Here is a 24,964-nt window from a genome sequence, read left to right on the forward strand (position 1 = left end):
ATCGACGCATGGAACGTTCAGTGCGTGCTGTCGTAGAACGTATCCAGATCGGCACTGAGTTCACCCAGCGCCTTCGGGTTCAGATAGATCATGTGCCCGGACGGGTAATACGCAAAATGCACTTGGCTGTGCAGCTTGGCCGGCAGCGTCATGTGATTGAGGTCGTACTCGGTGGCATGGAACGGCGTGGCCAGATCGAACCAGCCATTGGCCGAAAACACATGCAGCGACGGATTTTCACGCATGGCCTGGGCCAGATCGCCGGCCACATACGGCATCGGCATCTTCCAGCCATGGCCGCCAGGTGCACTGTGCTTCCAGTCCCAGTGACGAATCGCGCTGGCCATCACGTTGTAGGGCTTGTCGTGCTGGTAGTGCAGCGTGTGGTCCAGGTACTGATTGAAAGTGGCGATGAAAGCCGGGCTCACCGCCGAATCGGACGGATCGTAATCCGGGCGTTCACCGGCCGAGTCGGCATCCTCACCCTCGTAACGCGCATCGTAGCGGCCCATGGTGATGGCTTGGTCGCGCAACAGCTGCTTGCGGAAGCGACCGATGCTGATGCGAAGGTCGGTCTCCTTCAGATACTTCACCGAGAGCCCGGTGTACTGGTGCAGCTTCTGGGCGATGGCATCGCGCTCGGCGGCAGGCAGGTTGTCGCCCTCGGCCAGCGCATTGGCGTACTCGGTGTCGGCAAAGTGGCACACCTTCTGCACGAAGGCGGCAAGATCGGCGGGCTTGTTCGGCAACTTGTCGTGATACCAGGCAATGGCCGCAAAGCTGGGCAGGTACAGCTGGTAGCTCATGTCCGAGCCGGGCATGTCGATGCCGTAATTGAGGATCGAGGACACCAGCGTGATGCCGTTGAGCGCAATGCCCATGTTCTGCAGATGCAGCGACAACGCCGCCGAGCGTGTGGTGCCGTAGGACTCGCCAATCAGATACTTGGGCGAGTTCCAACGCTGGTTCACCGTGATGTAGCGGCGGATGAAGCGTGCAAACGCATCCACATCCTGGTCGACACCCCAGAAATCCTTGTTCTTGGCCTTGCCCACCGCGTGGCTGAAACCGGTGCCGATGGCATCGATGAACACCAGGTCGGTCTTGTCCAGCAAGGTGTTTTTGTTCGGCTCCAGCGTATAAGGCGGTGCCGGAATGGTCTTGGCGTTGAGTGTTTTCACGCGCACCGGTCCGAACGAGCCCATGTGCAGCCAGATGGTCGAAGAGCCCGGGCCGCCGTTGTACAAAAACGTGACCGGCCGCGTGCCGGCACGTGCGCCGTCGGCGGTGTAGGCGACATAGAACACGGTGGCCGTGGCGTCACCGTCATCGTTGCGGATCAGCAGGTGGCCGGCTGTGGCGGTGTAGTGCACCGCGTGGCCATGCACACTCACCGAGCCATGGCTGATGGCAGCATCTTCCTTTGGAATCGGCTTGGTGGCGGCTTTGGCTTCGGCTTTCTTGTCGGCGTGTGCATGACTGGCGGCATGCAGCGGCGCGGCCACAACCATCAGGCCGGCAAGGACATACGTCCATGCGGAACGTTTCACGGATGGATTCTCCCCAATGCGTGCGCCGCTCCCCCAGTGGTGCGGCGCAGGCCCTTATGACGCCGCAAGTACGCGCGCGGCACATGTGCCATTCGCTTGTCGGCACGCTATTGGCTGAAAGGTGCGCCTAGAGCTTGCGTTGGGCCGAAGCGGCAAAACAACGCCAGCGGCCGTGTTCGCGTTTCCAGGCGCTATGCACCTGATACACGCCCAGCTGCTGAGGCAGCCAGCGCGAGCGCCCGCCGTCGCTCAAGGTGACGGTGAAGTCGGCCAGCATGCGCTCGCCGCGCGCCTGCACATCGATCGGGCCAAGCACCACTCCCACGTGCTCGCCATGAAACGCATTGAGTCGGAGCAGCGCCAACAGACGGCGCCGATCAAGCACGCCCTGGCGGGCATCGAAATCGTCCGACAGCACCTGCGCCAGTGCGCCGGCGTCGTTGTCGCGCGCGGCGCTGGCGGCATCGGCGATCGCAGCACGCACCTTCGCCTGGTCGCTGTCGTGATGGCAGGCGCCCAGCGCCAAAAGCAACGCCAGACACACCATGCGCACAGATCCTACGCAGCCAAACAGCCACGCATATACGGGTCCGACCGCTTCGTTGCATTGCGTCTTGCCGGTCATGGGGGCCTATGCTCCAATGCAAACGTTCGTTTGTCACCACCACGCAAAGGGAGTCGACCGGTCCATGAGCAACGAACGTCCGTGGCTGGCGCATTACCCAAAAGATGTGCCCGCGGAAATCGACATCAACCTCTACCCTTCCGTGGTCGCCGTGGTCGAGGAGGCCTTCGAGCGCTTCCGTCAACGACCGGCCTTCACCAACTTCGGCCGCACACTCAGCTACGACCAAGTCGACACGCTGAGTGCGAAATTCGCCGGCTACCTGACCGGTGAACTGGGGCTCGGCAAGGGCGATCGCATCGCCATCATGCTGCCCAACGTGCTGCAGTATCCCATCGCGCTGTTCGGCGCGCTGCGAGCCGGGCTGACCGTGGTCAATACCAATCCGATGTATACCGGTCGCGAGCTCAAGCACCAGCTGGTCGATGCCGATGCGGCCACCATCGTGGTGCTGGACAACTTTGCCGCCACGCTGGCCAAGGTGGTCGGCCAAACCCCGGTCAAGCATGTGATCACCACCGGCATCGGCGACATGCTGGGCTTCCCCAAGGGCGCCCTGATCAACTTCGTGCTCAAGCACGTCAAGAAGATGGTGCCGCCCTATCAGATCGACGGCGCGGTGCGTTTTCGCGAGGCGCTCGATCGCGGCGGCAAGCACCGCTTCAAGCGTGCCGAGCTGGGCCACGAGGACATCGCATTCCTGCAGTACACCGGTGGTACCACGGGCGTGGCCAAGGGCGCCATGCTCACGCACGGCAACATGATCGCCAACATGCTGCAGGCCGATGCCTGGCTGGGCAAACAGACCACGCCCGGCGAAGAAGTCATCATCACCGCGCTGCCGCTCTATCACATCTTCTCGCTGACCGCGAACGGGCTGGTCTTCATGCGCCTTGGCGGGCTCAACTGGCTGATCACCAACCCGCGTGACATGGCCGGTTTCGTCAAGGAGCTGGGCAAGGTCAAGTTCACCGCGCTGACCGGCGTCAACACGCTGTTCAACGGTCTGCTCAATACCAAGGGGTTTGACCAGCTGGATTTTTCGCGCCTGCACCTGACCCTGGGCGGTGGCATGGCCGTGCAAAAGTCGGTGGCCGAGCGCTGGAAAAAGACCACCGGCTGCACCCTTGCCGAGGCCTATGGCCTGACCGAAACCTCACCGGCGGTGTGCATCAATCCGCTGGACCTGGACCAGTACAACGGCTCGATCGGCCTGCCGATTCCTTCCACGGATGTAGCCATCCTGGGCGAAAACGGCCAGCTTCTGCCTACCGGCGAGGTGGGCGAGCTGTGCGTGAAAGGCCCGCAAGTGATGGCCGGCTACTGGAAGCGCCCGGAGGAAACGGCCAAGGTCATCGACGGCAACGGCTGGCTGCATACCGGCGATGTGGCACGCTGCGACGAGAAGGGTTACTTCTATATCGTCGATCGCAAGAAGGACATGATCCTGGTCTCGGGCTTCAACGTGTATCCCAACGAGGTCGAGGACATCGTCGCCACCCACCCCGGCGTAGCCGAGGTCGCCGCCGTCGGCGTGCCGGACGAACACTCCGGCGAAGTGGTGAAGCTGTACGTGGTACGCAAGGACGACGCGCTCACCGAGGCCACCCTCAAGCAGTTCTGCCACGATGAGCTGACCGGCTACAAACGGCCCAAGTACATTGAGTTCCGAGAGGAATTGCCCAAGAGCAATGTCGGCAAGATCCTGCGCCGCGAGCTGCGCAACGAAGCCAAGCAAAGCGCCTGAGCCTCTGGTCACGGCGCGCTTTGCGGCCGCCGCTACCCATACTTCTCAAGAGGCCTTGGGACTATTCCCAGGCTTCCAGCGTATCGGCGTAGCCGCCCAGCAACTCCCACAGCGCGGCCTGCTTGTGCTCGGGGATGCGCGAATAGGCCAACCCCAGCCAACGCTCGGTCACCCGCGCTACACTCGCCTCCAGGTGAATGTGCAGATCATGACCGAACATCATGTCCAGCACCCACACCTGACCCAGCTCTCCCTGCCATTCCGGCGGGCGCTGCAGCAGCACGCCGGTCGACGAAATATCTTCAAGGTCGGTGGAAAATGATGCCAGCCCACGGCTCATCAACACCGTCGAGTGGACTTTCATGCGGGCGTGTCGGATGCCCGGCTCATCCGGATGCGGGCGCTGGCTTGGATTCATGCGACGAACGGTCCCTGAGGTCATGCTAGCCAAGTCCGCCCACGTTGCCCGGGCGGTTTCAGGCCGACAGTGCACTGCCTCGCGCTGCCATTGCAAGTCCTGGTGTCAACTGCACGCACGCCGGCGTATCATGCAGGTGCTGGACTTCGCGCGGGACTGGCTTTACTCTTCGCACACGGGTGGAAATCGAATGCGCCGCCCTACCCCGCTATGACCGCACTTTAAGTCATCGGGTGAAACCGGTCAGGCGCATACCGAGGAAGTCGACGCGCCTTCCGTCCCGCCGCATCAGTCAGGCCCCAAAAGGCCGGCCGTGCCCGTCACGGTCGCCGTTGCCGTACCGCACTGCCCCGCTGCGTGGGCCGCGGTCGCGGAGAGCACCTTGACCGACGATGCCGGGACACGCGTTCACGGCGCAACGCAACAACGCATGGCGTTGGTTTCATGGAACTTGAGCAAGCTTTTGGGGCCGCAAACTGCGGCCGTTGCCGCGTGGCGGCCAGCACCAATCCTGCAAGGCCGAGGGGCGATTCGTCCTTAAGATGACTACAGAGCCAGCCGAATCGAGCATGGCCGAGGCGCCGATAGCCCCGGGTACCTTCGTACACGTGCCGCAGCAGCAGGAAATGGCGCTGGCTGTGGTGCAGGGCGAACCGGTGCTGCAGATGCCGCAGGACCTGTACATTCCGCCCGATGCGCTGGAAGTGATTCTGGATGCCTTCGAAGGCCCGCTGGATCTGCTGCTGTACCTGATTCGCCGGCAGAACCTGGACATTCTGGACATCCCCATTGCCGAGATCACCCGGCAATACATGACCTACATCGACATGATGCAGGAACTGCGCCTGGAGTTGGCCGCCGAATACCTGGTAATGGCCGCCATCCTGGCCGAGATCAAATCGCGGCTGCTGTTGCCGCGGCCGCCGCCGGAAGAAGGCGTCGAGGAAGACCCGCGTGCCGAGCTGGTGCGCCGACTGCAGGAATATGAGCGGTTCAAGAAAGCCGCCGAGGACATCAACGAGCTGCCGCGCATGGAGCGCGACTTCACCGCCGCGCAGGCGCATGTGACCGACCGCCAGGTGGTCCGAGCGCCGCCGGATGTGGACATGCGCGAAATGCTGCTGGCGCTCAAAGACGTGCTGCGCCGCGCCGAGCTGTTCGGCCATCACGCCATCCAGCGCGAGGCCTTGAGCGTGCGCCAGCGCATGGGCGAACTGCTCAGCCGGCTGGATGCCGAGCGGTTCTACCGCTTTGAAACGCTGTTTGACCCCACCGAAGGCCGTCTCGGCGTGGTCGTCACCTTCCTGGCCATGCTGGAACTGGCCAAGGAAATGCTCATCGAAGTCGTGCAGGAAATACCGTTGGCGCCGATCTACCTCAAGTCGAAGGCAAGTGCCGCCGAATAAGCCTATGGAACACGCGCAGCTGAAGAATATCCTTGAGGCCGCACTGCTGGCGTCGTCTCACCCAATGAACGCCAAACAGCTGGCCGACCTGTTCAGTGAAGAGGAAGCCATCACGCGAGAAGATATCGGCAAGGCGCTGGAGCTGCTGGCCGACGATTGCGAGCAACGCGGTGTCGAGCTGGTGGAAGTGGCCTCGGGCTTTCGCCTGCAGATCCGCCAGAACGTATACCCCTGGGTGGCGCGGATGTGGGCCGAGCGTCCCAGTCGCTACTCGCGAGCGCTGCTGGAAACCTTAGCGCTGATCGCCTACCGCCAGCCGATCACACGTGGCGAGATCGAAGCCATCCGCGGTGTGGTGGTGTCCTCGTCGATCATCAAGACGCTGGAGGAACGCGACTGGATTCGCGTGGTCGGACATCGCGATGTGCCGGGCAAGCCCGCCCTTCTGGGCACCACCCGCGAATTCCTGGACTACTTCAATCTGAAATCGCTGGATCAGCTGCCGACACTGGCTGAAGTTCGCGACATGGAAGAGATCAACCCGCAGCTGGACCTGGACAGGCCACGCGCCGCCCAGGCCGCCCTGCCCTCCGGCAATAGTGCCAACAAAGCGGACGAACAAAGCAACGACGACGGCGCCGACATCAGCCCCGACGCCCAGGCCCTGGCCGCTCATGCCGAGCGCGCCGGCCAGGCCGTCAACGATGAGGACACGCCGTCTGATTCATCACCACTGCGCGAGGGCGCCGGCAACAGTGCCGCAGCCGACGCGCCCCATGAACCCCGAGCCACCGTCGACGAGGCGGAGGACCACGCGGAGGACGATCCCTCCGCCGGCAAGAATATTTAAGGAGAACCGCACATGAGTGCGTCCCGTTCCGTGCTTACGCTGAACAAGCGCAACCGTCATGCTGACCCGGAATCCAAGCCGCTGGAAGAGCGCCTGCACAAGGTGCTGGCCAACGCCGGTCTGGGCTCACGCCGCATGCTCGAGCAGCGCATTGCGCGCGGCGATATCGAAGTCAACGGCCAGGCCGCCGAAGTGGGCGCCAGCGTGCGCGCCGGTGACCGTGTGGTGGTCGACAACCGCCAGTTCATTGTCGCCACCGACAACCGCGACGCCACCGAGGTACTGGTCTACCACAAGCCCGAGGGCGTGCTGACCACCCGCGAGGACCCGGATGGCCGTCCCACCGTGTTCGAACAGCTGCCGCGCCTGAAGGGTGCGCGCTGGGTCGCCGTGGGCCGCCTGGACATCAACACCACCGGCCTGCTGCTGCTGACCACCGATGGCGAACTTGCCAACGCGCTGATGCATCCGCGCAGCGGCATCGAGCGCGAGTACCTGTGCCGCGTGCATGGCGATGTGCCCGACGAAGTGGTTGCCAAGCTCAAGGAAGGTGTCGAGCTGGAAGACGGCCCGGCGCATTTTGACGAGATCGTGGTGATCAGTCGTGGCGGCAGCCACAGCTGGTTCCGCGTGGTGATCCGCGAAGGCCGCAATCGCGAAGTGCGCCGTCTGTGGGATTCGCAGGGCTTCCTGGTCAGCCGCCTCAAGCGCATCCGCTACGCCAACGTCGAACTTCCGCGCCAGCTGCGCCGCGGTGACTGTGAGGCGCTGCCGGAAGACGCGGTCAAGGCGCTGCGCAAGCAGACCGGCCTTGAAGGTCCGCAACCGACGCTGACGCTGAGCCCGGTATCCCACCAGCGCCGCGCCAGCCGCCATGTCACCGAGTACCACCCCGGTGGCCAGGCCGAGCCGAATGCATGGACCGGGACCTACCACAACGAAGCGCGCGAATTGACCGCCTTCGATCGCATCCGTGATGACAAACCGGCCCGTCCGGGCAGCGGCGCCAAGCGTCGTGGCGGCGGTGCAGGCGCAGGCGCGGGCCGCCGTGGTCGCGGCGGCGAGGTCAATGGCAACGTGGCCCGCCCGGCCAAGGCCGGCGGCAACCGCAAGCGCAGCGGTGGTTCCAAGCGCGTCGCGCCGGGTCAGGAACTGCCGTCGGTGCGCACCTGGTTCGCCGGTGACAGCCGCGGCAACGAATCACGTGGCAACAGTGGCGGCGCTGGCGCCGGCAACAACCGCGGCGGCAATCGCGGCAACGCCAAGCCCGGTCGCGGCGGCAGTGGTCGCGGCAAGCCCGGCGGCGGTGGCGGCGGCGCACGCGGCCAGGCCCGCGGCGGCAATCGCGGCCCGCGCGGCGGCAATCGCTAAAGTTCACCGGTACCCGGTCACGACTGACGGGTATCTGGAAAAAGCCCGGCCAACTTGGCCGGGCTTTTTTATTGCCTGAACAATCAGGCGAGAACGTTCGCTCGCCATCGACGGATACGATGACTACTGCCGCCCGGCGTCGAGCTTCAACGCAAATCCATCGGCGTCCATCCACGCCGGAAAACGCTCACGGTGGGCCAATAGCGCGGCCGGGTCCAAGGTGACCTGCGCCACCTGCTCTTGCGCGCCCAGCTCGATCAGCGGCTGACCCAGCGCGTCGGTGACCACACTGTCGCCCGCGTAGTTAAGTTCATTGCCGTCTGTGCCCACACGATTGACGCCGGCCACGCAAGCCAGGTTTTCGATGGCCCGCGCGCGCAGCAGCGTGCGCCAGGCCTCGCGGCGCGGAGCCGGCCAATTGGCGACAAACAGCAGCAGATCGTAATCCATGCCACCTGCGGTCTGCGCTTGGCGGCCATTGCGCGACCACACCGGAAAGCGCAGGTCGTAACAGACCATCGGGCAGATGCGCCAGCCGTTGAGCTCGACGATCAGCCGCTCGCGGCCGGCATCGTAACGCTCGTGCTCACGCGCCATGCGGAACAGGTGGCGCTTGTCGTACTGCGCCCAGGTACCGTCCGGGCGCGCCCAGATCAGGCGGTTGTAATGCTTGCCATCCTCGACAATCACCAGGCTGCCCGTGATCACGGCTCCGGTCTCGATGGACAGCTCGCGCATCCACGCCAGGCCCGGCCCGTCCATGGTCTGCGCCTGGCTGTCGGTGGCGTTGGTAAAACCGGTGAGCACGGTTTCGGGCACGATCACCAGATCTGCACCATGCACACGCTCGCGCACCAGCGCTCCGTAATAGGCGCGATTGCCCGCATCGTCGTGCCAACGCGTGGCGCCCTGCACCAGCGCCACGGTCAACGGCGACATCGGCGACGGCGTGCTCATACGTTACGCAGCCGCTCGATGGCAGCATCCAGCGTGGCATCGTTCTTGGCAAAGCAAAGGCGCAGGAAACGCGATGCTGGCGGCGTTTCATAAAACGGCGTCAGTGGAATGCCGACCACTCCGGCCTCCTTGAGCAGCCACTGGCTGAAGTGGATGTCGTCGGTGTCCTGGATATCGCTGTAATCGACCAGCTGGAAGTAGCCGCCCGGCACGTCCAGCAGCTTGAAGCGCGTTTCGGCCAGCAAGGCGCGGAAACGGTCGCGCTTGGCCTGATAGAACGCCGGCAGCTCAAGGTAGTGCTGTGGCTCGTGCTCAAGCATCTCGGCAAAGGCGAACTGCGCCGGCGTAAACGTGCAGAAGGTCAGGTACTGATGCACCTTGCGAAATTCCGCCGACAGCGCCGCCGGCGCCACGCAGTACCCCACCTTCCAGCCCGTGCAATGAAAGGTTTTGCCGAACGAGCTGACCACAAAGCTGCGCGCGGCAAGCTCGGCATGGCGCAGCACGCTCTGATGATCGCGCCCGTCATAGACGATGTGCTCGTAGACCTCGTCCGACAGCACCACGATGTCGGTGTCGCGGGTAATGTCGGCCAGCGTGTCCAGATCGCCCGGCGAAAACACCGCGCCGGAGGGATTGTGCGGGGTGTTGACGATGATCATGCGTGTACGCGGCGTCACCGCATCGCGCACACGCTGCCAGTCGACATTGAAATCGGGCAGATGCAGGGGCACGTGCACGGCTTTGGCGCCCTGCAGTTCGATGGCCGGCTCGTAGCTGTCATAAGCCGGGTCGAACACGATCACTTCGTCGCCTGCGCGCACGCTGGCGGCGATGGCCGAAAACAGCGCTTCGGTGGCGCCAGAGGTCACCGTGACCTCACTCTCGGCGCTGACCCGGTGCCCGTAAAGGCGCTCGGTCTTGAGCGCAATCTGCTCGCGCAGCGGTGCAATGCCGATGCCCGGCGCGTACTGGTTGCGCCCTTCGCGCATGGCCCGTTCCACCGCTTCACGCAGGCGCGCCGGCGGCTCGTAGTCGGGGAAGCCCTGCCCCAGATTCACCGCATTGTGCTCGATGGCCAGCTGGCTCATCACGGAAAAGATGGTGGTTCCGACCTTGGGCAGCTTGGTCTGAATCTGCATGAATACCCCGCAGTGGCACACACGAATCGGGTGGAGAAAGGCAACGTTTGGACGTCCAAACGTCAATGAGGGCGCATGCTATCACGCATCCGGGTGATGTGAGCTTAACTTTCCAGGCACTTGCGCCGACGGCACTGCTGATGGTGTCTGGCCGCCGACTCGGGCAACCGCTCGGCCAGGAAGTCAACAAAGGCGCGCACCCCGGGTAGCAACCCGCGGCGGCTGGGGTAGACAAAATGCATGGTGCCCTGCGGCGCGCTCCACTCCGGCAATACCACTTCAAGGTCGCCCCGTTCCAGCGCCGGCGCGCACACGAACTCGGGCAACAGGCACACACCGATGGCACCACGCGCGGCCTCCAGCGTGACCTGGAAGTCGCCGCTGAACAGGCGCGGCTGAACATCCACGCTGACGCGGCGCTCGTCGCCGTCGATGAGCTCCCAGGCCTGGTGGTTGCTCTCACCTTCCAGCGTCGACAAGGTCGGCAGTTTGACCAGATCCTGCGGTACCGCGGGGCGACCGACCCGATCGAGCAGTTCGGGGCTGGCTACCAGCAGTACGCGTGACTGACCAAATGCACGCATGATCAACGTGGCGTCGGTATCGAGCTTGGTGCGCACACGAATGGCAATATCATAGCCTTCGCCAATCACGTCAACGCGGCGGTCGCTGGAGAGCAGGCGCACCTGCACCTTGGGATAGCGCGCCATAAACTCAGGCAGCACGTGCGCCAGAATCGTACGGCTGAGCGCCACCGGGCAGCTCACCCGCACCACGCCGCGCGGCTCAGCCTGCAATTCGTCCACCGCCTCCTGCGCGGCCTGCGCCTCCTCCAGGACGGCGCGGCAGTGGCCGTAGAAGCGCTCGCCGACCTCGGTTACCACAAAGCGGCGCGTCGTACGCTGCAACAGGCGCACGCCAAGGCGCTCCTCCAGCTGCGCAATGCGCTTGGACAGGCGCGATTTGGGAATCCCCAGCGCGCGTCCGGCGGCGGAAAAGCCACTGTGTTCGACCACAGCGGCGAAGAAATACAGGTCGTTGAGATCCTGCAAGGCACCGGATTGAGCCTGCATGGCGTTTCCTTTGGCGAACGATACGTGTCAATTAAGCCGGCTAATCAAGTCACTGTCCAGATCCTAGACTTTACGCCATGGTCAATCACGGCCGGCTACATGCAGGAACGCATCATGAAACTGCTTCACATCGACTCCAGCAGCCTGGGCCAGGCATCGGTTTCCCGCCAGCTTTCCGAGGCGGTGACCCGCGCCTGGCAGAACCGTCATCCCGAGCTTGAAGTGACCTATCGTGACCTGGTCGCCGAGCGCCAGCCCCACTGGGCACCGGGCGATGCACTGAGCCGCGAGCCCGGTGAACTGGGCCAGGTGTTGCTGAATGAGTTTCTGTCGGCCGATGTGGTGGTGATCGGTGCGCCGATGTACAACTTTGGCGTGCCCAGCCAGCTGAAAGCCTGGATCGACCACCTGGCCGTGCCGGGCAAGACCTTCCGCTACACCGAGAACGGTCCGGAAGGCCTGGCTGGCGGCAAGACGGTGGTCATCGCTTCCTCGCGCGGCGGTCGTTACACGCAGGGGCCAGCGGCGGCCATGGATCACCAGGAAGCTTACCTACGCAGCGTGTTCGGTTTCATGGGGGTGACCGACCTGCGCTTTGTGCGCGCCGAAGGCGTTGCCATGGGCGAAGATCAGCGCAACTCGGCGATCAACCATGCAGTCAGTGCCATTGAGGCGCTGATGGCCGCCTGAAGCAGCCGAACTGCTATCGGCCAAGGCCGTGGTGCGAACCGTACCGCGGCCTTCTTGTATGGAAATTTGACCGCACAGACCAAGACCACCCGTCGCCATGCACCCGGCTTGCTGTTCATCGGCCAACGAGAAGCATGATCAGCCCGACACCTATCACCCACCCCACGGCCAGCGCCAGCAGAAACCGGCTGATACGGGTTGTTCGCAAACGCCAATAAAGGTCCGCCAACAGCAACCAGATGCCGCTGAAAACGACGATAGCGAATACCCCCCAGCCCAGATGACCGGATGTCCACAGAAAACTGCTCATGAGGCGACGAGCCCCTCGGCCACAGGGGTTTCACCCGCCCAGACGCGCTCACCAGGACGGACCAGCAGCTTGGTATTGGCCGGCAACTCAAGCACTACGGTACTACCCAGTAGTATCCGGCCGATGCGTTGACCGCGCTCGATGGTCTGACCCTCCTCGACCCAAACCTCGATGCGCCGCGCCGCGACGCTGGTGATCAGGCGCACTGCGATCTGTCCGGCATCGGTCGCAATCACCACGCGCTTTTGCACAGGGCACGGCTTCTCGCGAATGAACGCGAACTCCCGTCCTTCTCCGTCCATGAACTCGTTACCCAGCGATTCCACACTGACCACCACACCCGCCACCGGGCTGCGCTGCACATGCATGTCCCAAAAGCTCAAGGCGATCACCAGATAGCGTATGCCGCCCTGCTCATCGGCACTGGTAACCAAGCCATCGGCTGGCCCCACCAGGCTGGTACCCGGTGGCACCACGCGCTCGGGATCGTTGTAGAAATGTCGCAGAAACGAACGCTGATACTTGCCGCTGTTCAACCAGCCACGAATCTGCCTTTCCGGCCAGCGCTTGCGCGGCGGCAACCAGTGCCGAATGAGAGGTGACGGATTTGGAAAATACAAGACCGTGGCCGCAACCGCCGCGGCCAACACGCCCAATATGAAAATCTGCAGAACCAGCACTGCTCTCCCCCTGGATATTGCGCAAGCATCGGGCCGGATCATAGCCGACTTCCCGGCGTGCATGTCCTTCCTGGGGTGCCTGATAGTGGCAACCCAAACATGGAGCCTTGAGCGGCCACTCACACCGAGGCCCGATGTGTGACGATACAGGCCATCCGACCGGGCGTGGCACATTGAATACTTTCGGCTGGCCGCTTAAGTTTACGCGGCCGGCGCAGTACCGGCATTCACTGGATGCTCTTCCCCATCACAAGCCCCATCATGGACCGGGAAAGTCATTGTTGCCCATCGATCATCACATGACGTGGCCATGCACCCCTCCGGCCGCCTCAAGCAGCTCGCACACCTCCAGCGTCACAAGAGCGTTTAGGTGATGTCACCCTGATGTCGAGCCGTTCTCATAGCCACGTCCCGCCTCCGTCCAAGCGCCTGCGCCGCGGCCTGCTGGCTATTTGCGTCTGCCTGATCATCTATGGCTCGCTGTTTCCGTTTCACGGCTGGCGCACGCCAGGTGACTTCAGCCAGCTCGTCAGCGCGGCGGCGCTCAAGGATGTATCGCGCTCGGACATACTGGCGAACATCCTCTTTTACATGCCGTTCGGATTCCTGGCGGGCCTCCGACGTCCCTTGCGCGCCACCGTTGCAATCGTGCTTGCCGCGCTCATGCTCAGTCTGAGTCTGGAAACGCTTCAGGCCTTTATACCCGGCCGTGTCGCCTCATGGCTGGACGTCATCACCAACGTCTGTGGCGCCGGTCTCGGCGCGCTGCTCGCGATGTGCTCCATCTTCGGCCTGCGCGCGCCACTAGGCGTCTCGCGCCTGACCCTGGCTGGCTATCTGCGGAATGACCGCGCCGCCGGCCTGGGTATCGCCGCCTTGCTGGCATGGGGCGCGGCGCAACTGATGCCGTTCGTGCCGTCGCTGGATATCAGTCATCTCAAGTCGGCTCTGAAACCGCTGTGGCATATGCTTCAGGGTACCCGTCCGATCGAGCCTTGGCGCTGCGTCGCCTACGTGGCGGCCACTACCACATTAACCATCACCGGCTTCGGCATATTGCAGCACACGCGCTGGAGACGCCTTGCGCCTTTCTATCTGCTCGCCTTGCTGCCATTGAAAGCGCTAATGATGGAGCGTCAGCTGTCGCCCGAGGACCTGGTCGGGACGTTGTTCGGAGTGACATTGGCCGCCGCGCTGTGGAGCGTCCATACTCGCGTGGCAAGGCTCATGGCAGCATTGCTGGTTCCCATCTGTGTGCTGGTCCAGGCACTGCATCCCGCGATTGCCGATACAACGACCTATGCCTTCAACTGGATTCCGCTACACGCGCAATTGACCCACCCGCTTGGCGCGATGGCAAATCTCGCAGATACCATCTGGCCGGCAATGGCACTGGCGAGCCTGTGCGGTAAGCCGCGCGCGCGCGCGCTGTGGTACGCATTGGTCCCATGGGCGCTTTTCCTGTTGACTGCCGAGGGGCTGCAACAGTGGGTTCCGGGCCGCCATCCTGATATCACCCCGGTCCTTTTCGGCGCCGCCGCATGGGCGCTTGCAGCCATTTACGCCGGTCATCCACCTTATCGAAAAAGGGACTGACCGGAGTACGTCATGCCCTTCAGCGCACCATGGCGCCATATGCACCCACCCGGCAAGCAACTCGGATGGTTCTAGCTCGCGCCAGGCAGCACCCGTGCCAGGCCGTCCTGGTGTAGCCACTGCCAGGCTTTCCAGTGAAACAGCAGTTTCCACGCAACCTCAATGTCTGGCCCGGACTCGCGCAAACGCTCACGAACCTGCTCATGCAGCCAAGCGTCATCCTCCTGCAGCAACAATTCGCCCAGAAAACAGGAACGCTCGACCTTGTACGCACCCGCCTTGGGGAACAAGCGCGGATGCCGCGCACGCTGCTGGAAATAATGTTGCCGCAGTCGCTCCACGCCATAGGCAAGGCTCGGTACCCTACCCGGCATCAGTTCACCGCCGCTGATGAATGGCACCGCTAGCGAGCGCCTATCCAGCTTTTGCAACAGCTGCCGGTACAAATGCCCACGCTGCTTGACCTCGAACGGAATGATCGCGGCGTGGGCCATGAAGTCCTTCGACAAGCCAGGTGTGAATGCATCGCCCTGACTCGCATAGACTTTCAGTGGATTCATGGAGGCCCGGTTGCGGCTTCGGTTCTCAATCACGAAGCGCGCTAGGCCGTAAGCATCCTGCGATAGGTGGGATACTTCCCGGCGAAGATCATCGGCGAATCCCTCGCGCATGGCTTCGTAAACTTCGTCCCTGAACAATCGCTTTGCCGCCCGCCATATTGCGCTCCCGGCACCTCGGACTTCCTCTCGCAGATAGGCCTTGAAGCCACCTTCCGGCTGGTGCAGCGGCATGAACACGAATCCGGGAACCAATCCATCCCACACTGCGGTGCCATGAAGATGCGAAGCCACCTTGGCGATGAACAGCTCCATGCTTGGAAAACCGACATCGCTGGCCTGCAGGTAATCAATATAGGCCTGGGAGGAAAAGAAATCTGTTGCTGGATATACCCGGCGAAAGCGCATCCCGGCCAGCTTGGCCACGGCTTGGGCTAGTCGCCCGTCGGCGTCATTCGCTTCATCCTGGTGCGCAACGATCAGAGCCTGAGCCGGCACTACTGAGCGCTTCAGAAGAAATAGCAACAGCCGCGAATCAACCCCCCCACTCAACAATAACGTGCCGGGGTCGCCATAGGCTGCGCCCGCACGTACATCCTGCTCCAGCGAACCGAGAAAATCATAGCCTCGCCAAGCGTCGGAGGGATCGGGCCATTGCCAGTAGCGGCGAATATCCAGCGTGCCCCGCCGCACATCGAAGGTAACGATGCTTGCCGCGGGCACGCGCACCAGTCCCTGCATCAAAGAGCGTGCACCAATGGGATGGCCCAATGACAAAAACGCGCCCCAGGCTGCAAAGTCCGGATCGCCCCGCAGTGCCCTGGTCTGCGAAGACAGCGTCAGTTCGCCATTGACGTGACGCATGTAAAGCGGCTGCATGCCAAGGCAGTCGGTGACGACAACCAACCACTGTCGCTCGGCATCCCAAAACACTCCAGCGAAGGCGCCGTCGTATTGCGGAAACAGCCTCGCCGCGGCATCGGCATCGACAATGTTCTGCACAGCCGGCCCGCGGATCGGCTGGCCAACGAAAAAACACACGTGGCCCTGCGCCGGCATGGCTGCTCCTAGGCAACCAATTGAACCGCCGGGCACATCGCGCTGGGTGGCTAGACGTCCATCGTCATGCTGACGACCAAGCATGTCGGCAACACGATGGCCAGCATCGCTACCCATGTGTATGGCGAGCTTCCTGGCCCTGAAACCATCCGGTACCACATTCATTAGGCGAACTACCAATCAAGAGAGCGAGCCGACACACCTTAAGCCATTGCATACGTGATGACATCAGGAACCAAGGCTGCATATCGTCGAGTCCGGCTGGACTGCAACCCTATCGCGGAAGGGAACGGCCAGACAGGCAACGCCATATGCGGTGTTCACAAGCACCACCATGATCGGATGCCCCAGACGTTCGCCAGCACGTTACCGGCTGCGCACACCTTGCTGTTGTTTTTTGCATTCCAGGTCGCGCCCGCACACGCCCTACATCATAAAAACACCGCCTGGTCTCATATTTTCCGCAACGTCACGCGCCTCAAACCATAAACACTGCGGGGCTTTCACCTTCTTAACATGGACTCAATCTGATCGATATATATGATGGACTTCGGCACCCACGGATTGACTCGGCCAAACGAACACACACTCGCCAACATCCTGGCCCGCGGCACCATGTTCTTCATTATTCTTGATGGTCGCTTTAGTGCAAATATGCCCGCCGCTTGCGCTAGGAATCGGGCCTGTTGAGCGTTGTTACTGGCCATTGGGGCGGAATTTCTTGCGTAGGGTATATCTGAGAATGACGGGTAAGCACGTGCAATGGTCTGATCATGGAACTTGTGATCCATCAACAGACTTACAGGCAAAGAACTAAGATAATCGAAAAGCTCGTGATCCAGGAACGGAGCATATACGCAAGAAATTCCCCTGATCATATTATAGGGGGCCAGCGCAATTGAACGCCTGGTGCGATTCCAAAACATGAATGACCCAACCGGATTAGGGTGATCCAGATGTTTCTCTACCTCTGTTGCAAGACGTGTTATTGCCAACCCTTCATCCCTGGCCGCGGCCAACTCACCCTTCAAAAGCGATAGAGTGACCGATGCACTGGTCTTTTGCCTTGATATGAGTGCAGAACATATGGCCCTAACGTCACTAGAGCGAAACACCGCGTCCATGTCGGGATTGAGTGATTTGCTCTGACTCAGCACATCACCGCCGATGCCATCATAGGCGTAGTCGAATCGGCCGTTCACGAACGTCGACAAAGCCAAGTACCAGCTATGCATGGGCGTACAGAAATTCGTCTCTCGATTTTTCTGCCACTCCGCTGAGAAAACCGGCAGCTGCTGCGGAACAATCGTGCAGTCAAGCTGCAGCGCCTTGCATAATTGCGCTGCGATTGCAGGATCTTCGTTCGGGTCCGGAGGATGGTCCAGCGCCGAAACGCATACATCCGGGGGACGCCCGGTGCGATGCAGCTCAAGTAGAATGTGCCTTGAGTCCCGACCGCCGCTCAGCGGTACTACACAGCGCCCCGTACCCGGCGTGCGCTTGGCCATGGACCTGGAGAAAAGGTCGATGTACGTATCTATGGCTTCATCGCGTGAATGATGCACCACGACAGGCGTCGCCGGGTATCGCCCCCGACATTGCAGCCTGTTGTTTTCCCACTCGAACACCGCGTGCGGCGGAACACTCTTGATGGCCCGGAACGGCGTGTCATCGCCGACGAAGTACCCAAGACGGAAGAATACCGCCAGGCTCTCTGTATCCAGATCCCGAGGGGCGCCCTGCTCAATGAGCACCTCGATGGAAGGAGACACACAAACCCCCCCATCCTGCAGCCTGAACCAAAATAGGGGATAGCAACCATATCGATCATTGCGCACCACAAGTCGTCGACCATCCCACAGCCAACGTGCGAAAACGCCATCAACCACGTCATGGTTGTCAGAAGGCAGCTCATGACCGAAGCAGGCCTCCGCCCGGCCAGACGTCTCCAATATTTCATCGACCTGCCTGACCAGAAAATACGGCGCCCCCCCAGAGTGCTCGTCGGCGTCGGCGTCGATATCAGTATTGATGGGCATCGTTAGCGCCGGGCACTTGGAGCTTTCGGATGACAGGAACGGTCGAGAATTGGGCATCGAAATAGGCTTTGTCTACGTAAATCACGGCCACCCTTCGCAGGGTCGCTCACTCGCGTCGGGTGCTAGCGGTAACCGAGCGTGGCCAGCCCGCGGAGCCAGCGTCGATCTTCTCGGCAGGTCAGCAATTGATGGGCCGTGGACTTCACGCTGGCGATATCGCGGCGACGGAGTCCGTAATAGGCCTGAAGTAGACGCGCGGCAGCTTCCTCACGGCAGCGTCGGAACCACAGCTTCCGATGTTGCCGGCGATCAGCGATGAGGGCCGAAAGCGCCTGAAACCGCTCCAAGGCCGCCTCGTGAGCGGGCCCTGAAAGCCGATGTGGCACGTGATCGTCGCCGATGTGCAGCGGGATAATGCGGTGGGTGATCGATGGCCGGCCGTCGACGATCTCCAAGTCGACCACCAATAGCACGCTGTCGTGCACGCCGGGCTTATGGCCCTGGTAGCTGTTGCCATTCAGGTGAAAAATAAAGTTGCCCAGCGAATAGGCGATGAGCCCGCCACGGTAGGATTCCACCCCCTGCAGCACATGGGGGTGATGCTGAATCACAAGCTGCGCCCCCTGCTCAATGAGCCATCGCGATAGCCGCTGCCGCCAGCGGCCTGGCACCTGTGAAAACTCCAGGTCGGCATGCAACATGACCACCACCAGATCGGCCTGCGCGGCCGCCTCCCGTACGCGTTCGCCAAGTCGGCGCTTTTCCAACGGCGCGACTCCGGCTCGATCCTCGGTAGCATAAAATTCGCTTTTGTCACACGCTCCGAGAAGGGCCACCCGACACCCATGGCGCTGCAGAAACACAGGAGCCTCGGCATCATGAAGGTCGCTCCCCGCACCGACTGCGCGAATCTGATTGTCCGCAATCCAGTCACGAGTGGCCGCCAGCCCGTCGCTACCGCAGTCCATGGTGTGGTTGTTGGCCAGGCAAAGATCTGTAAAGCCAATCTCGCGCAGGAACGAAGCCAGTTCGACCGGCGTCGCCATCGACTGCCCGTGTGCCTGCTGGTCGCACCGCTCGTCCACGAGTGCGCACTCCAGGTTGCCTATCAGCAAGTCGTGCTCTCCAATGTCCTCCTTGATGACCGGCCAGCTCCCGAATGCCGGTTCACCCGGCGGTAGTCGCTTAAGGAAAGGCAGGCAAACATCGCCTGCGAATACCAGTCGAAGGTGCTTGTTGCCCATTCACCGTTTCCTCAACAGATCAAGCACTTCTCTACAAACTCCACGCCAGAATATCCACATGAAAGCCGGATAGATCACCGTACCGACAAGTACCAGCAAAATCATGCCAACTATCGGATCCTGTACGGTCCCGGCGATCTGGTCGCGAGCAAGCATCACCGCCAAATACATGACCGCACCGCCAGTGGCTGGTCCAAGCATTGCTGCAAAATACTGGCGACTGGCCAACCCCAGCGGTGGCAACAACAACGGCAGGCGGGCCAGCACCAGCACGGGATAGCCAATGACCCAGGCCAGCGAAGCGCCCAGCAAGCCGCCGTAATAGGTGCCAATGAAAAACGCCGGAGGCATGATCAATATTGCCAGCAACAGACTTAGCGTACCGATATGCGGCTTGCCAATCGCCGTCAACACCGAGCCACTACCGTGCCCGATCATGCGAATGGGACCAACCAGTCCCAGCAACTGCAAGGGAATGACTGCCCGTTCCCAACGCTGCCCCAGAACCACAGCTACCAGGTCTGGAGCAACGCTGGAGATACCCCAAAACACCGGAAATGAAATAAATCCCAGGACACGGATAACGCGCAGAAAATGGCCCCGGATCGCCTCCATGTCGTGTTGAACCGAGGCGTAAGCGGCAAAGCCGACCTGGTCGAGCATCTCTGACACCTTCTGCATGGGCAGCGAGGCCAGGTGCATGGCGATGGAATAGAAACCGAGAAGCTCCTTGCCCAGAATCTTGCCAATGATGAAAACATCCGAGCGGGAATAGGCGTACCAAAGCACCTTGCTGATAGTGACAAAGCTCCCGAAGCGCAACATCTCCGACATGCCGTCTCGAGAAAAGCGCGGGCGGCACCAGTGCCGGGCCGCCACGCCAAGTGCGAACGGACGTACCAGAGCCCCGGCCAAGCTGCCGAAGACCAGCGCCCACACCCCGAAGCCGGCCAAGGCAAAACCCAGAGTGGTCAGGCCATTACCTAGTCCAATGACCAGATTAGCCAGGGACTTCTGCTTGAAGCGCATGCTGCGGCTCAGCATGGCGTCCTGCACTACGCCGAATGATGCCAGCGGAAACTGAATGCCCAGTACCCGCACGATATCGACCAGGCGCTGATCGCCAAAGAACCCGGCCAGCAACGGCGCCATGGCGAACACCAGAAGGTAGATGCCGCTGTTTATCAGAATCAGCAAGCCGAACGCCTGCTCAACGTGACGGTCGTTCAGATCGCGTTTCTGGACCATCGCCGAGAACAATCCCAGCTCCTGGAACAGGGTCGCGAATCCGATCAACACCTCGGCGATGGCCATCAGCCCGTAGTCTGAAGGCTTGAGAATGCGGATAACGACCAGCGTGATCGTCCACGCTATGGCCTGCCCGGCCAGGCGGGCGCCGGCCAGCCACTTCAGCGAATGAAGCACCTCTCTGCGCAAACTCATATAACGTCAGATTGGTCGGCGGCACGAGCAGTGTCCGCGCACAGCTGCGAATAGAGTACCTCGCGTGCCAGCTTCGGCGCTGTCAATGACCGAAGACACGTACGCCGATTGTCACTCACCATGCACTCCCCCTTTCTCTTCCAGGCGCGCCAGAGCATGCATCGCATGCGCCTGCCAGTATCCCGGCGCCGGCCCGCTGGATGCCGGCCACCGGAACGCCTGTCGCCACCTAGGTATCCGCTCGCGGCACCAGGTGGTATTTCTGATCTCGGGCATAAGCCGGCTTGGTCGGCAATGCTCGTACATACTCAAGCGCTGCGCGGCTGCCCGGGGCCCCTGTGTTGTAGGCAGCCACCACGGCCGCGATAAAACCTGCCGGATAAGCGTCCGGGGATGCCACATAGCCATGGAAATCCGAAACTCCGTTCACGCATTTTCCTTCCCACTTCTTGCCCCTACCCGCATATTGGCTTTTAACGATGTTATAAGCCTCCTCCACAGTTGATGCTGCAAGGAGCTTCTTGGCGTCGACCGCGTCCCATTTCCCATGCAGGGTGTCAACTAGACTGTAATATACTATTTGCGTAAAATTGGTCATCACGTTTCCATTTGGCTCGCGGCAAATTAAATCATAATGGGTGCCAAGCATCACCCAAGGATATTTGAACCACTCAAGCGCCAGCTTGGCAACATATTGAGAAAAAGGCCTCCATTCTTTCAACTTATAAGAAACCGCATCAAGAGTCATGGCGAGATAGTTCTGCATCCATTCCGCCATACCACGATAGCCCTGAGCAGGCCCCTTTCCGGGATAGGGGAAATTTGTTCCAATAATCCCAAATTCGTTTTTTTCCAACGCATTTGCGATGGTCAAATTTCTGGATGTTTCCTTGAAGAAATAATCTGTGTTGGCACTAACATAGCCGCCCATGAAAAGGTTCCTAAGACTCCACGCAAAACGGCGCTGAGCCCCGTGCACAACACCACCAAGCTCCGTGTATTTAGGCCCAATTTCCATTAATGGATAATTCGCCCAGAAACTCGCATGGTCGCGATCACGAGCCGTCTTTGTGAGCATTGCAGACAACAGCGCAAAAGACGTCAGGTGCGCCCCGTTAGGCTTAAGGGAACTGCCGGAGGACTTCCACTTGCTGGTTGGTGGTATCAACACCACTCCATTATATGTGCCCCCATAGGGAACGACCGGATTTTCTGGATAACTTGCGTTCTGAATTGGAGGTAAAAAATTAGCTTGGGGATGAACCGTGCGATCTATGATGCCGCCAGTAGCGGGATCACAGTAGTAGATCGGCCATACGCCAGCCCAGTCATCCGCTCGTCGTACAACAGCCCAGTCAGCCGCCGTTTGGTTTACGATAAAACCCACATTCCATTTGCTCATATAGCCAATGTCAGCTCGCTCCCCACCCGCCCCCATGGCTTTGAGTGACGCGATACCAATACCGTTGAAGGTATAGTCGGCCGGCTGACCGCGATATCCCGCGTGCGCCTCGTCGTACAGTGGCTGTGATTCGCGTGTATAACTTGGCAGCAGAGTCCAATCGATGTCCGCACCTGTCGGGATCGGCGCCTGAACTCCGTACCGCGACGTCGGCATCCGGCAGCCTCTCCAGAAGTCTACGGTGCCATCAGTCTTGCTACTAGGCGCATGAGGAATGGTCCTCCCGTCGTAGGTGATCGCCAGTCTGCAGTTGATGTAATCGTAGGCGTTGTCAGCACGGCAAGCTCCAACATCCACACCGTCGGCATAGAACCAAGCAGTCAATCCTGGGTGCTCATGCCCTGCGTCGTCGACAAGCTTGGCATATACCGATGGCTCCTTTGGATCTTCACCAACATACGCCTTTGCTGACCATAACTTGCCAGACCCATCTGTGACCTTGACTGTTACTAGATGTCCGCCACCCATAGATGATCTTGGTAACCAAGCTAATGCGCGTCGCATGGGCAGAACGGCGGCCAAGCCAAGTAAACCGCGAAGGAAACTCCGACGCGGCAAAAACTCACGCTTGTGCATTGTTAGACCCTCCTCAGGGGATTGACGCGGATGAGAGAGCACGCAACCAACCTTCAACTCGCAACCGTTCGTGCTGGCGTGTGGCCAAATGGTCGCACCGATATGTCGATCGTCGACTCTCTCGCAAATGGAGCCATGTTTTCGGACGTCCGGACTCTTTGGCGATAGCTTTTTGTTTAAAAACAAGGTGGCATGATGCAAACAACTAGCTTTCACCGGCTAAAATTCCTCTGCAGCGATACTGCCGGCGGCTCTAAAGTAAGAGTGAATGCTCAGGAAATAGCTCGAGGAGTCGAAGCACCAGCCGTAAAACTTTACTGGCAATTATATTATTGAACCATCGAGGCCTCCTGAACTAACGTGGTTAATTCTTGCTATAATATGCGTCGCCAAACAATCTCTAATGCTAGAGCACGTGCCAAGGAAACATTGTCTGGCAAGTGCGACAGATCAAGAAAAGAATCTACTACCCATTCCCCAGGTAAAAGCTTGCGATATCGTTTCAATTGTGTGGGTGCTACCCGCACCTTACCAAGGCGCCGTCTCGTCGCATTGATCATGGGCCGGAGCCCCACGGGTCGATAACACGTCGCAACTTCAGAAAGACGCGCGCTTAGGCCCGGCCCCTCACTGAATTTGAAACCGTGCGCACTCGGCTGTTTAGCAATATCCGAGTGTAGAAATGAGATAAGTTGACTCTCAAAATATCCGGCATTTTTCCAGCGCAACGGAAGACGCTGCGAAAGGCGAATTAATTTCAGATCCACCAACGGCGTCATGTAATATCCATGGCGTATTGCCAAGCTATTGTTAACACTCATCCAGTAGTGGCATCGAAACAGGGGATAAAGTAACTCGATCTGAAAGCGGGTGAGATCACCATTATGTGCAAATTTATTTTGCACTCCCAGAACAGCTCTCATTGATGACACGAGTCTCGCTTCATAGGATTTCATTCCCTCGCTATCACGAAAAGCACGTCTGCTGAAGCCACGATAGAAGGTTCTGACGAGATCGAGCGCCGATAAGGGCCGATCTGGGAGATGAAAGAAATTTCTGAAAATTTCTCCACCACCACCGTTCAATGCAATGTTGCCTTCTGCTGTTTGGCGCAACCGCGTATTACGATCCGCACCAGGGTCATCGATTCCATCACTTGGTAACCCATCAAAAAACAAAGCACTCAGCTCCAGCTCTCTGATGTCCAGTTCGCACAAGCCGCGATTGATTTCTGCCTTGTTGATTGTCTCCAGTGTGAGTCCCACACTGCTTGCGACGGCGCTCGCTATGGCGACGTCAGGAAAATCAGGAGCTCCGTATACAAACAAATTGGGGCGAATACCCGCTGCTAGCAGTCCCGCGACGATGAGGCGCGAATCGAAGCCGCCCGACAAAGCCGTATTGATCTTGTTGGGAAAGGCCGTAGCCACCTCTTTAGAAACTGTAGTGAGATGCTCGCCTACGGCTCGCAGCGCCTCAGGAAGCGAGTCGAAATTGACCGAAGGGGGAACCAGCCCGTCGGGGAAACGCTGCCAAGAGGTACGGCGAACCAAATCTTTAGCGTGACCAATTGGAAGAAGACTAACCCCCCGTACTACCGAATGACGGGAATGAACGGCCCCTAGCAGGACGTACTCCACAGCCGAACCAGGATCAAGTTCACGTGTGGGTAAATAGGCGCAAGCAGCTAGCCAGCTAGTCGTGAAAAACCTACCATCCGAGCTAGCATGAATGCGCACAAACCCGAGAGCGTCGTTCAGCAGCCAAGTATGATCGCCCGTACTCAGGAACAGTGCAAAGTTGCCGCGAAGCGCGCCCTCGTCAAGACGCCCAGACATGTGCACTTCATTGAGGAGCGCCGCTAGCGCCGCCCTACCGAAATGCCCCCGGTACCACAGCGGTCCCACGCAGCAAGCAACGCCAAACGGCGTACGAACGAAGTCATCGTCCGCGGCACGTTGTTCGGCGTGTCTCCAACCGACCAAGCTTCCGCCTTCGAAGTCGACGCTCGTAGTGCGGACAAACCCCTGTCGCTCCAGCGAACGAAAGGCGCGTGCCTCGCCCTCCGCATCGCCATCGACCAAGAGAATTGACACTGCGTTTAGCACTAGGATGCCTCACGAGCAGATAACACGTTCACGGTCATGGGGGCGCCCTCCATCAGACTTC

20 protein-coding genes are annotated in these 24,964 nt (G+C 60.5%); 6 read left to right on the forward strand and 14 right to left on the reverse strand.

Features of this window, described 5'->3' with window-relative positions; all coding sequences use genetic code 11:
* Positions 1–17: 17 nt before the first annotated feature.
* Both HBF24_RS10705 and HBF24_RS10710 read right to left on the reverse strand, forming a co-directional pair.
* Entirely contained in the window at positions 18–1,550 is a 1,533-nt protein-coding gene (locus HBF24_RS10705) for a peptidase S10 (RefSeq protein WP_343162749.1), read from the reverse strand.
* Positions 1,551–1,677: 127 nt separating this feature from the next.
* Positions 1,678–2,097 (reverse strand): hypothetical protein, encoded by a 420-nt coding sequence (locus HBF24_RS10710; RefSeq protein WP_167172696.1) that lies wholly within the window; start codon positions 2,095–2,097, stop codon positions 1,678–1,680.
* Positions 2,098–2,239: 142 nt separating this feature from the next.
* Between HBF24_RS10710 and HBF24_RS10715 the strand changes: the two genes are divergently transcribed.
* A complete protein-coding gene (locus HBF24_RS10715; RefSeq protein ID WP_167172697.1) occupies positions 2,240–3,922 on the forward strand; it encodes an AMP-binding protein in 1,683 nt (560 codons plus the stop codon).
* A 61-nt stretch (positions 3,923–3,983) separates the two neighbouring features.
* Here the strand turns inward: HBF24_RS10715 and HBF24_RS10720 are convergent, their stop codons facing one another.
* Positions 3,984–4,340 (reverse strand): PilZ domain-containing protein, encoded by a 357-nt coding sequence (locus HBF24_RS10720; protein ID WP_167172698.1) that lies wholly within the window; start codon positions 4,338–4,340, stop codon positions 3,984–3,986.
* Between the two features lie 569 nt (positions 4,341–4,909).
* On the opposite strand from HBF24_RS10720, the gene HBF24_RS10725 reads away from it, so the two are divergent.
* The 3 genes from HBF24_RS10725 to HBF24_RS10735 are packed head-to-tail and all read left to right on the forward strand — an operon-like array spanning position 4,910 to position 7,967.
* The gene (locus tag HBF24_RS10725) at positions 4,910–5,746 is read left to right on the forward strand and encodes a ScpA family protein (protein ID WP_240922470.1); all 837 of its coding nucleotides are present in this window, start codon (positions 4,910–4,912) and stop codon (positions 5,744–5,746) included.
* A 4-nt stretch (positions 5,747–5,750) separates the two neighbouring features.
* Entirely contained in the window at positions 5,751–6,596 is an 846-nt protein-coding gene (gene scpB, locus HBF24_RS10730) for an SMC-Scp complex subunit ScpB (protein WP_167172700.1), read from the forward strand.
* 12 nt (positions 6,597–6,608) lie between these two features.
* Complete coding sequence (locus HBF24_RS10735; RefSeq protein WP_167172701.1) at positions 6,609–7,967, forward strand: pseudouridine synthase; 1,359 nt, start codon at positions 6,609–6,611, stop codon at positions 7,965–7,967.
* Between the two features lie 123 nt (positions 7,968–8,090).
* Here the strand turns inward: HBF24_RS10735 and HBF24_RS10740 are convergent, their stop codons facing one another.
* The 3 genes from HBF24_RS10740 to HBF24_RS10750 form a co-directional block, all read right to left on the reverse strand.
* On the reverse strand, positions 8,091–8,924 hold the full coding sequence (locus HBF24_RS10740) for an amidohydrolase (protein ID WP_240922445.1): 834 nt from the start codon (positions 8,922–8,924) through the stop codon (positions 8,091–8,093).
* Positions 8,921–10,066 carry a pyridoxal phosphate-dependent aminotransferase gene (locus tag HBF24_RS10745; protein ID WP_167172702.1) on the reverse strand — a complete coding sequence of 382 codons (1,146 nt, stop codon included), beginning with the start codon at positions 10,064–10,066 and terminating at the stop codon, positions 8,921–8,923. The genes HBF24_RS10740 and HBF24_RS10745 overlap by 4 nt, the downstream gene beginning before the upstream one ends.
* Positions 10,067–10,170: 104 nt before the next feature.
* Complete coding sequence (locus tag HBF24_RS10750) at positions 10,171–11,139, reverse strand: LysR substrate-binding domain-containing protein (protein WP_167172703.1); 969 nt, start codon at positions 11,137–11,139, stop codon at positions 10,171–10,173.
* Positions 11,140–11,253: 114 nt separating this feature from the next.
* Here HBF24_RS10750 and HBF24_RS10755 point away from each other — a divergent pair, with 114 nt between their 5' ends.
* Complete coding sequence (locus HBF24_RS10755; protein WP_167172704.1) at positions 11,254–11,829, forward strand: NAD(P)H-dependent oxidoreductase; 576 nt, start codon at positions 11,254–11,256, stop codon at positions 11,827–11,829.
* Positions 11,830–11,944: 115 nt separating this feature from the next.
* On the opposite strand, the gene HBF24_RS10760 is transcribed toward HBF24_RS10755, so the two are convergent.
* The gene (locus HBF24_RS10760; RefSeq protein ID WP_167172705.1) at positions 11,945–12,139 is read right to left on the reverse strand and encodes a hypothetical protein; all 195 of its coding nucleotides are present in this window, start codon (positions 12,137–12,139) and stop codon (positions 11,945–11,947) included.
* Positions 12,136–12,861 (reverse strand): phosphatidylserine decarboxylase, encoded by a 726-nt coding sequence (locus HBF24_RS10765; RefSeq protein WP_167172706.1) that lies wholly within the window; start codon positions 12,859–12,861, stop codon positions 12,136–12,138. The genes HBF24_RS10760 and HBF24_RS10765 overlap by 4 nt, the downstream gene beginning before the upstream one ends.
* A gap of 342 nt (positions 12,862–13,203) precedes the next feature.
* Between HBF24_RS10765 and HBF24_RS10770 the strand changes: the two genes are divergently transcribed.
* Positions 13,204–14,415 (forward strand): VanZ family protein, encoded by a 1,212-nt coding sequence (locus HBF24_RS10770; RefSeq protein ID WP_167172707.1) that lies wholly within the window; start codon positions 13,204–13,206, stop codon positions 14,413–14,415.
* Positions 14,416–14,486: 71 nt separating this feature from the next.
* Here HBF24_RS10770 and HBF24_RS10775 read toward each other — a convergent pair whose 3' ends face one another.
* The 6 genes from HBF24_RS10775 to HBF24_RS10800 all read right to left on the reverse strand — a co-directional run bounded on the left by HBF24_RS10775 (position 14,487) and on the right by HBF24_RS10800 (position 24,633).
* Positions 14,487–16,148 carry a hypothetical protein gene (locus HBF24_RS10775; RefSeq protein ID WP_167172708.1) on the reverse strand — a complete coding sequence of 554 codons (1,662 nt, stop codon included), beginning with the start codon at positions 16,146–16,148 and terminating at the stop codon, positions 14,487–14,489.
* 386 nt (positions 16,149–16,534) lie between these two features.
* On the reverse strand, positions 16,535–18,070 hold the full coding sequence (locus tag HBF24_RS10780) for a hypothetical protein (protein ID WP_167172709.1): 1,536 nt from the start codon (positions 18,068–18,070) through the stop codon (positions 16,535–16,537).
* Between the two features lie 122 nt (positions 18,071–18,192).
* Positions 18,193–19,314: a CapA family protein gene (locus HBF24_RS10785; protein WP_167172710.1), complete on the reverse strand. Its 1,122-nt coding sequence runs from the start codon at positions 19,312–19,314 to the stop codon at positions 18,193–18,195.
* On the reverse strand, positions 19,315–20,757 hold the full coding sequence (locus HBF24_RS10790; RefSeq protein WP_167172712.1) for an oligosaccharide flippase family protein: 1,443 nt from the start codon (positions 20,755–20,757) through the stop codon (positions 19,315–19,317). It abuts the gene before it with no gap.
* 229 nt (positions 20,758–20,986) lie between these two features.
* On the reverse strand, positions 20,987–22,795 hold the full coding sequence (locus HBF24_RS10795; protein ID WP_167172714.1) for a hypothetical protein: 1,809 nt from the start codon (positions 22,793–22,795) through the stop codon (positions 20,987–20,989).
* A 374-nt stretch (positions 22,796–23,169) separates the two neighbouring features.
* Positions 23,170–24,633, reverse strand: coding sequence for an asparagine synthase (locus HBF24_RS10800; protein ID WP_240922447.1), 1,464 nt, complete (start codon positions 24,631–24,633; stop codon positions 23,170–23,172).
* Positions 24,634–24,964: the final 331 nt, after the last annotated feature.

Origin of the sequence: Oleiagrimonas sp. C23AA, from assembly GCF_011759385.1 — a bacterium.
In the GTDB taxonomy this organism is placed as follows: Bacteria; Pseudomonadota; Gammaproteobacteria; order Xanthomonadales; family Rhodanobacteraceae; genus Oleiagrimonas.

Excerpts from the sequence above, each read along its gene's own strand:
- HBF24_RS10785 (WP_167172710.1), bottom strand. The coding sequence starts at position 19,314 with ATGGGCAACAAGCACCTTCGACTGGTATTCGCAGGCGATGTTTGCCTG.
- HBF24_RS10795 (WP_167172714.1), bottom strand. The coding sequence starts at position 22,795 with ATGCACAAGCGTGAGTTTTTGCCGCGTCGGAGTTTCCTTCGCGGTTTA.
- HBF24_RS10770 (WP_167172707.1), top strand. The coding sequence starts at position 13,204 with ATGTCGAGCCGTTCTCATAGCCACGTCCCGCCTCCGTCCAAGCGCCTG.
- HBF24_RS10790 (WP_167172712.1), bottom strand. The coding sequence starts at position 20,757 with ATGAGTTTGCGCAGAGAGGTGCTTCATTCGCTGAAGTGGCTGGCCGGC.
- HBF24_RS10780 (WP_167172709.1), bottom strand. The coding sequence starts at position 18,070 with ATGCCCATCAATACTGATATCGACGCCGACGCCGACGAGCACTCTGGG.
- HBF24_RS10765 (WP_167172706.1), bottom strand. The coding sequence starts at position 12,861 with ATGATCCGGCCCGATGCTTGCGCAATATCCAGGGGGAGAGCAGTGCTG.
- HBF24_RS10735 (WP_167172701.1), top strand. The coding sequence starts at position 6,609 with ATGAGTGCGTCCCGTTCCGTGCTTACGCTGAACAAGCGCAACCGTCAT.
- HBF24_RS10800 (WP_240922447.1), bottom strand. The coding sequence starts at position 24,633 with ATGTCTGGGCGTCTTGACGAGGGCGCGCTTCGCGGCAACTTTGCACTG.
- HBF24_RS10750 (WP_167172703.1), bottom strand. The coding sequence starts at position 11,139 with ATGCAGGCTCAATCCGGTGCCTTGCAGGATCTCAACGACCTGTATTTC.
- HBF24_RS10745 (WP_167172702.1), bottom strand. The coding sequence starts at position 10,066 with ATGCAGATTCAGACCAAGCTGCCCAAGGTCGGAACCACCATCTTTTCC.
- HBF24_RS10760 (WP_167172705.1), bottom strand. The coding sequence starts at position 12,139 with ATGAGCAGTTTTCTGTGGACATCCGGTCATCTGGGCTGGGGGGTATTC.
- HBF24_RS10725 (WP_240922470.1), top strand. The coding sequence starts at position 4,910 with ATGGCCGAGGCGCCGATAGCCCCGGGTACCTTCGTACACGTGCCGCAG.
- HBF24_RS10740 (WP_240922445.1), bottom strand. The coding sequence starts at position 8,924 with ATGAGCACGCCGTCGCCGATGTCGCCGTTGACCGTGGCGCTGGTGCAG.
- HBF24_RS10755 (WP_167172704.1), top strand. The coding sequence starts at position 11,254 with ATGAAACTGCTTCACATCGACTCCAGCAGCCTGGGCCAGGCATCGGTT.
- HBF24_RS10710 (WP_167172696.1), bottom strand. The coding sequence starts at position 2,097 with ATGGTGTGTCTGGCGTTGCTTTTGGCGCTGGGCGCCTGCCATCACGAC.
- HBF24_RS10775 (WP_167172708.1), bottom strand. The coding sequence starts at position 16,148 with ATGGGTAGCGATGCTGGCCATCGTGTTGCCGACATGCTTGGTCGTCAG.
- HBF24_RS10715 (WP_167172697.1), top strand. The coding sequence starts at position 2,240 with ATGAGCAACGAACGTCCGTGGCTGGCGCATTACCCAAAAGATGTGCCC.
- scpB (WP_167172700.1), top strand. The coding sequence starts at position 5,751 with ATGGAACACGCGCAGCTGAAGAATATCCTTGAGGCCGCACTGCTGGCG.
- HBF24_RS10720 (WP_167172698.1), bottom strand. The coding sequence starts at position 4,340 with ATGAATCCAAGCCAGCGCCCGCATCCGGATGAGCCGGGCATCCGACAC.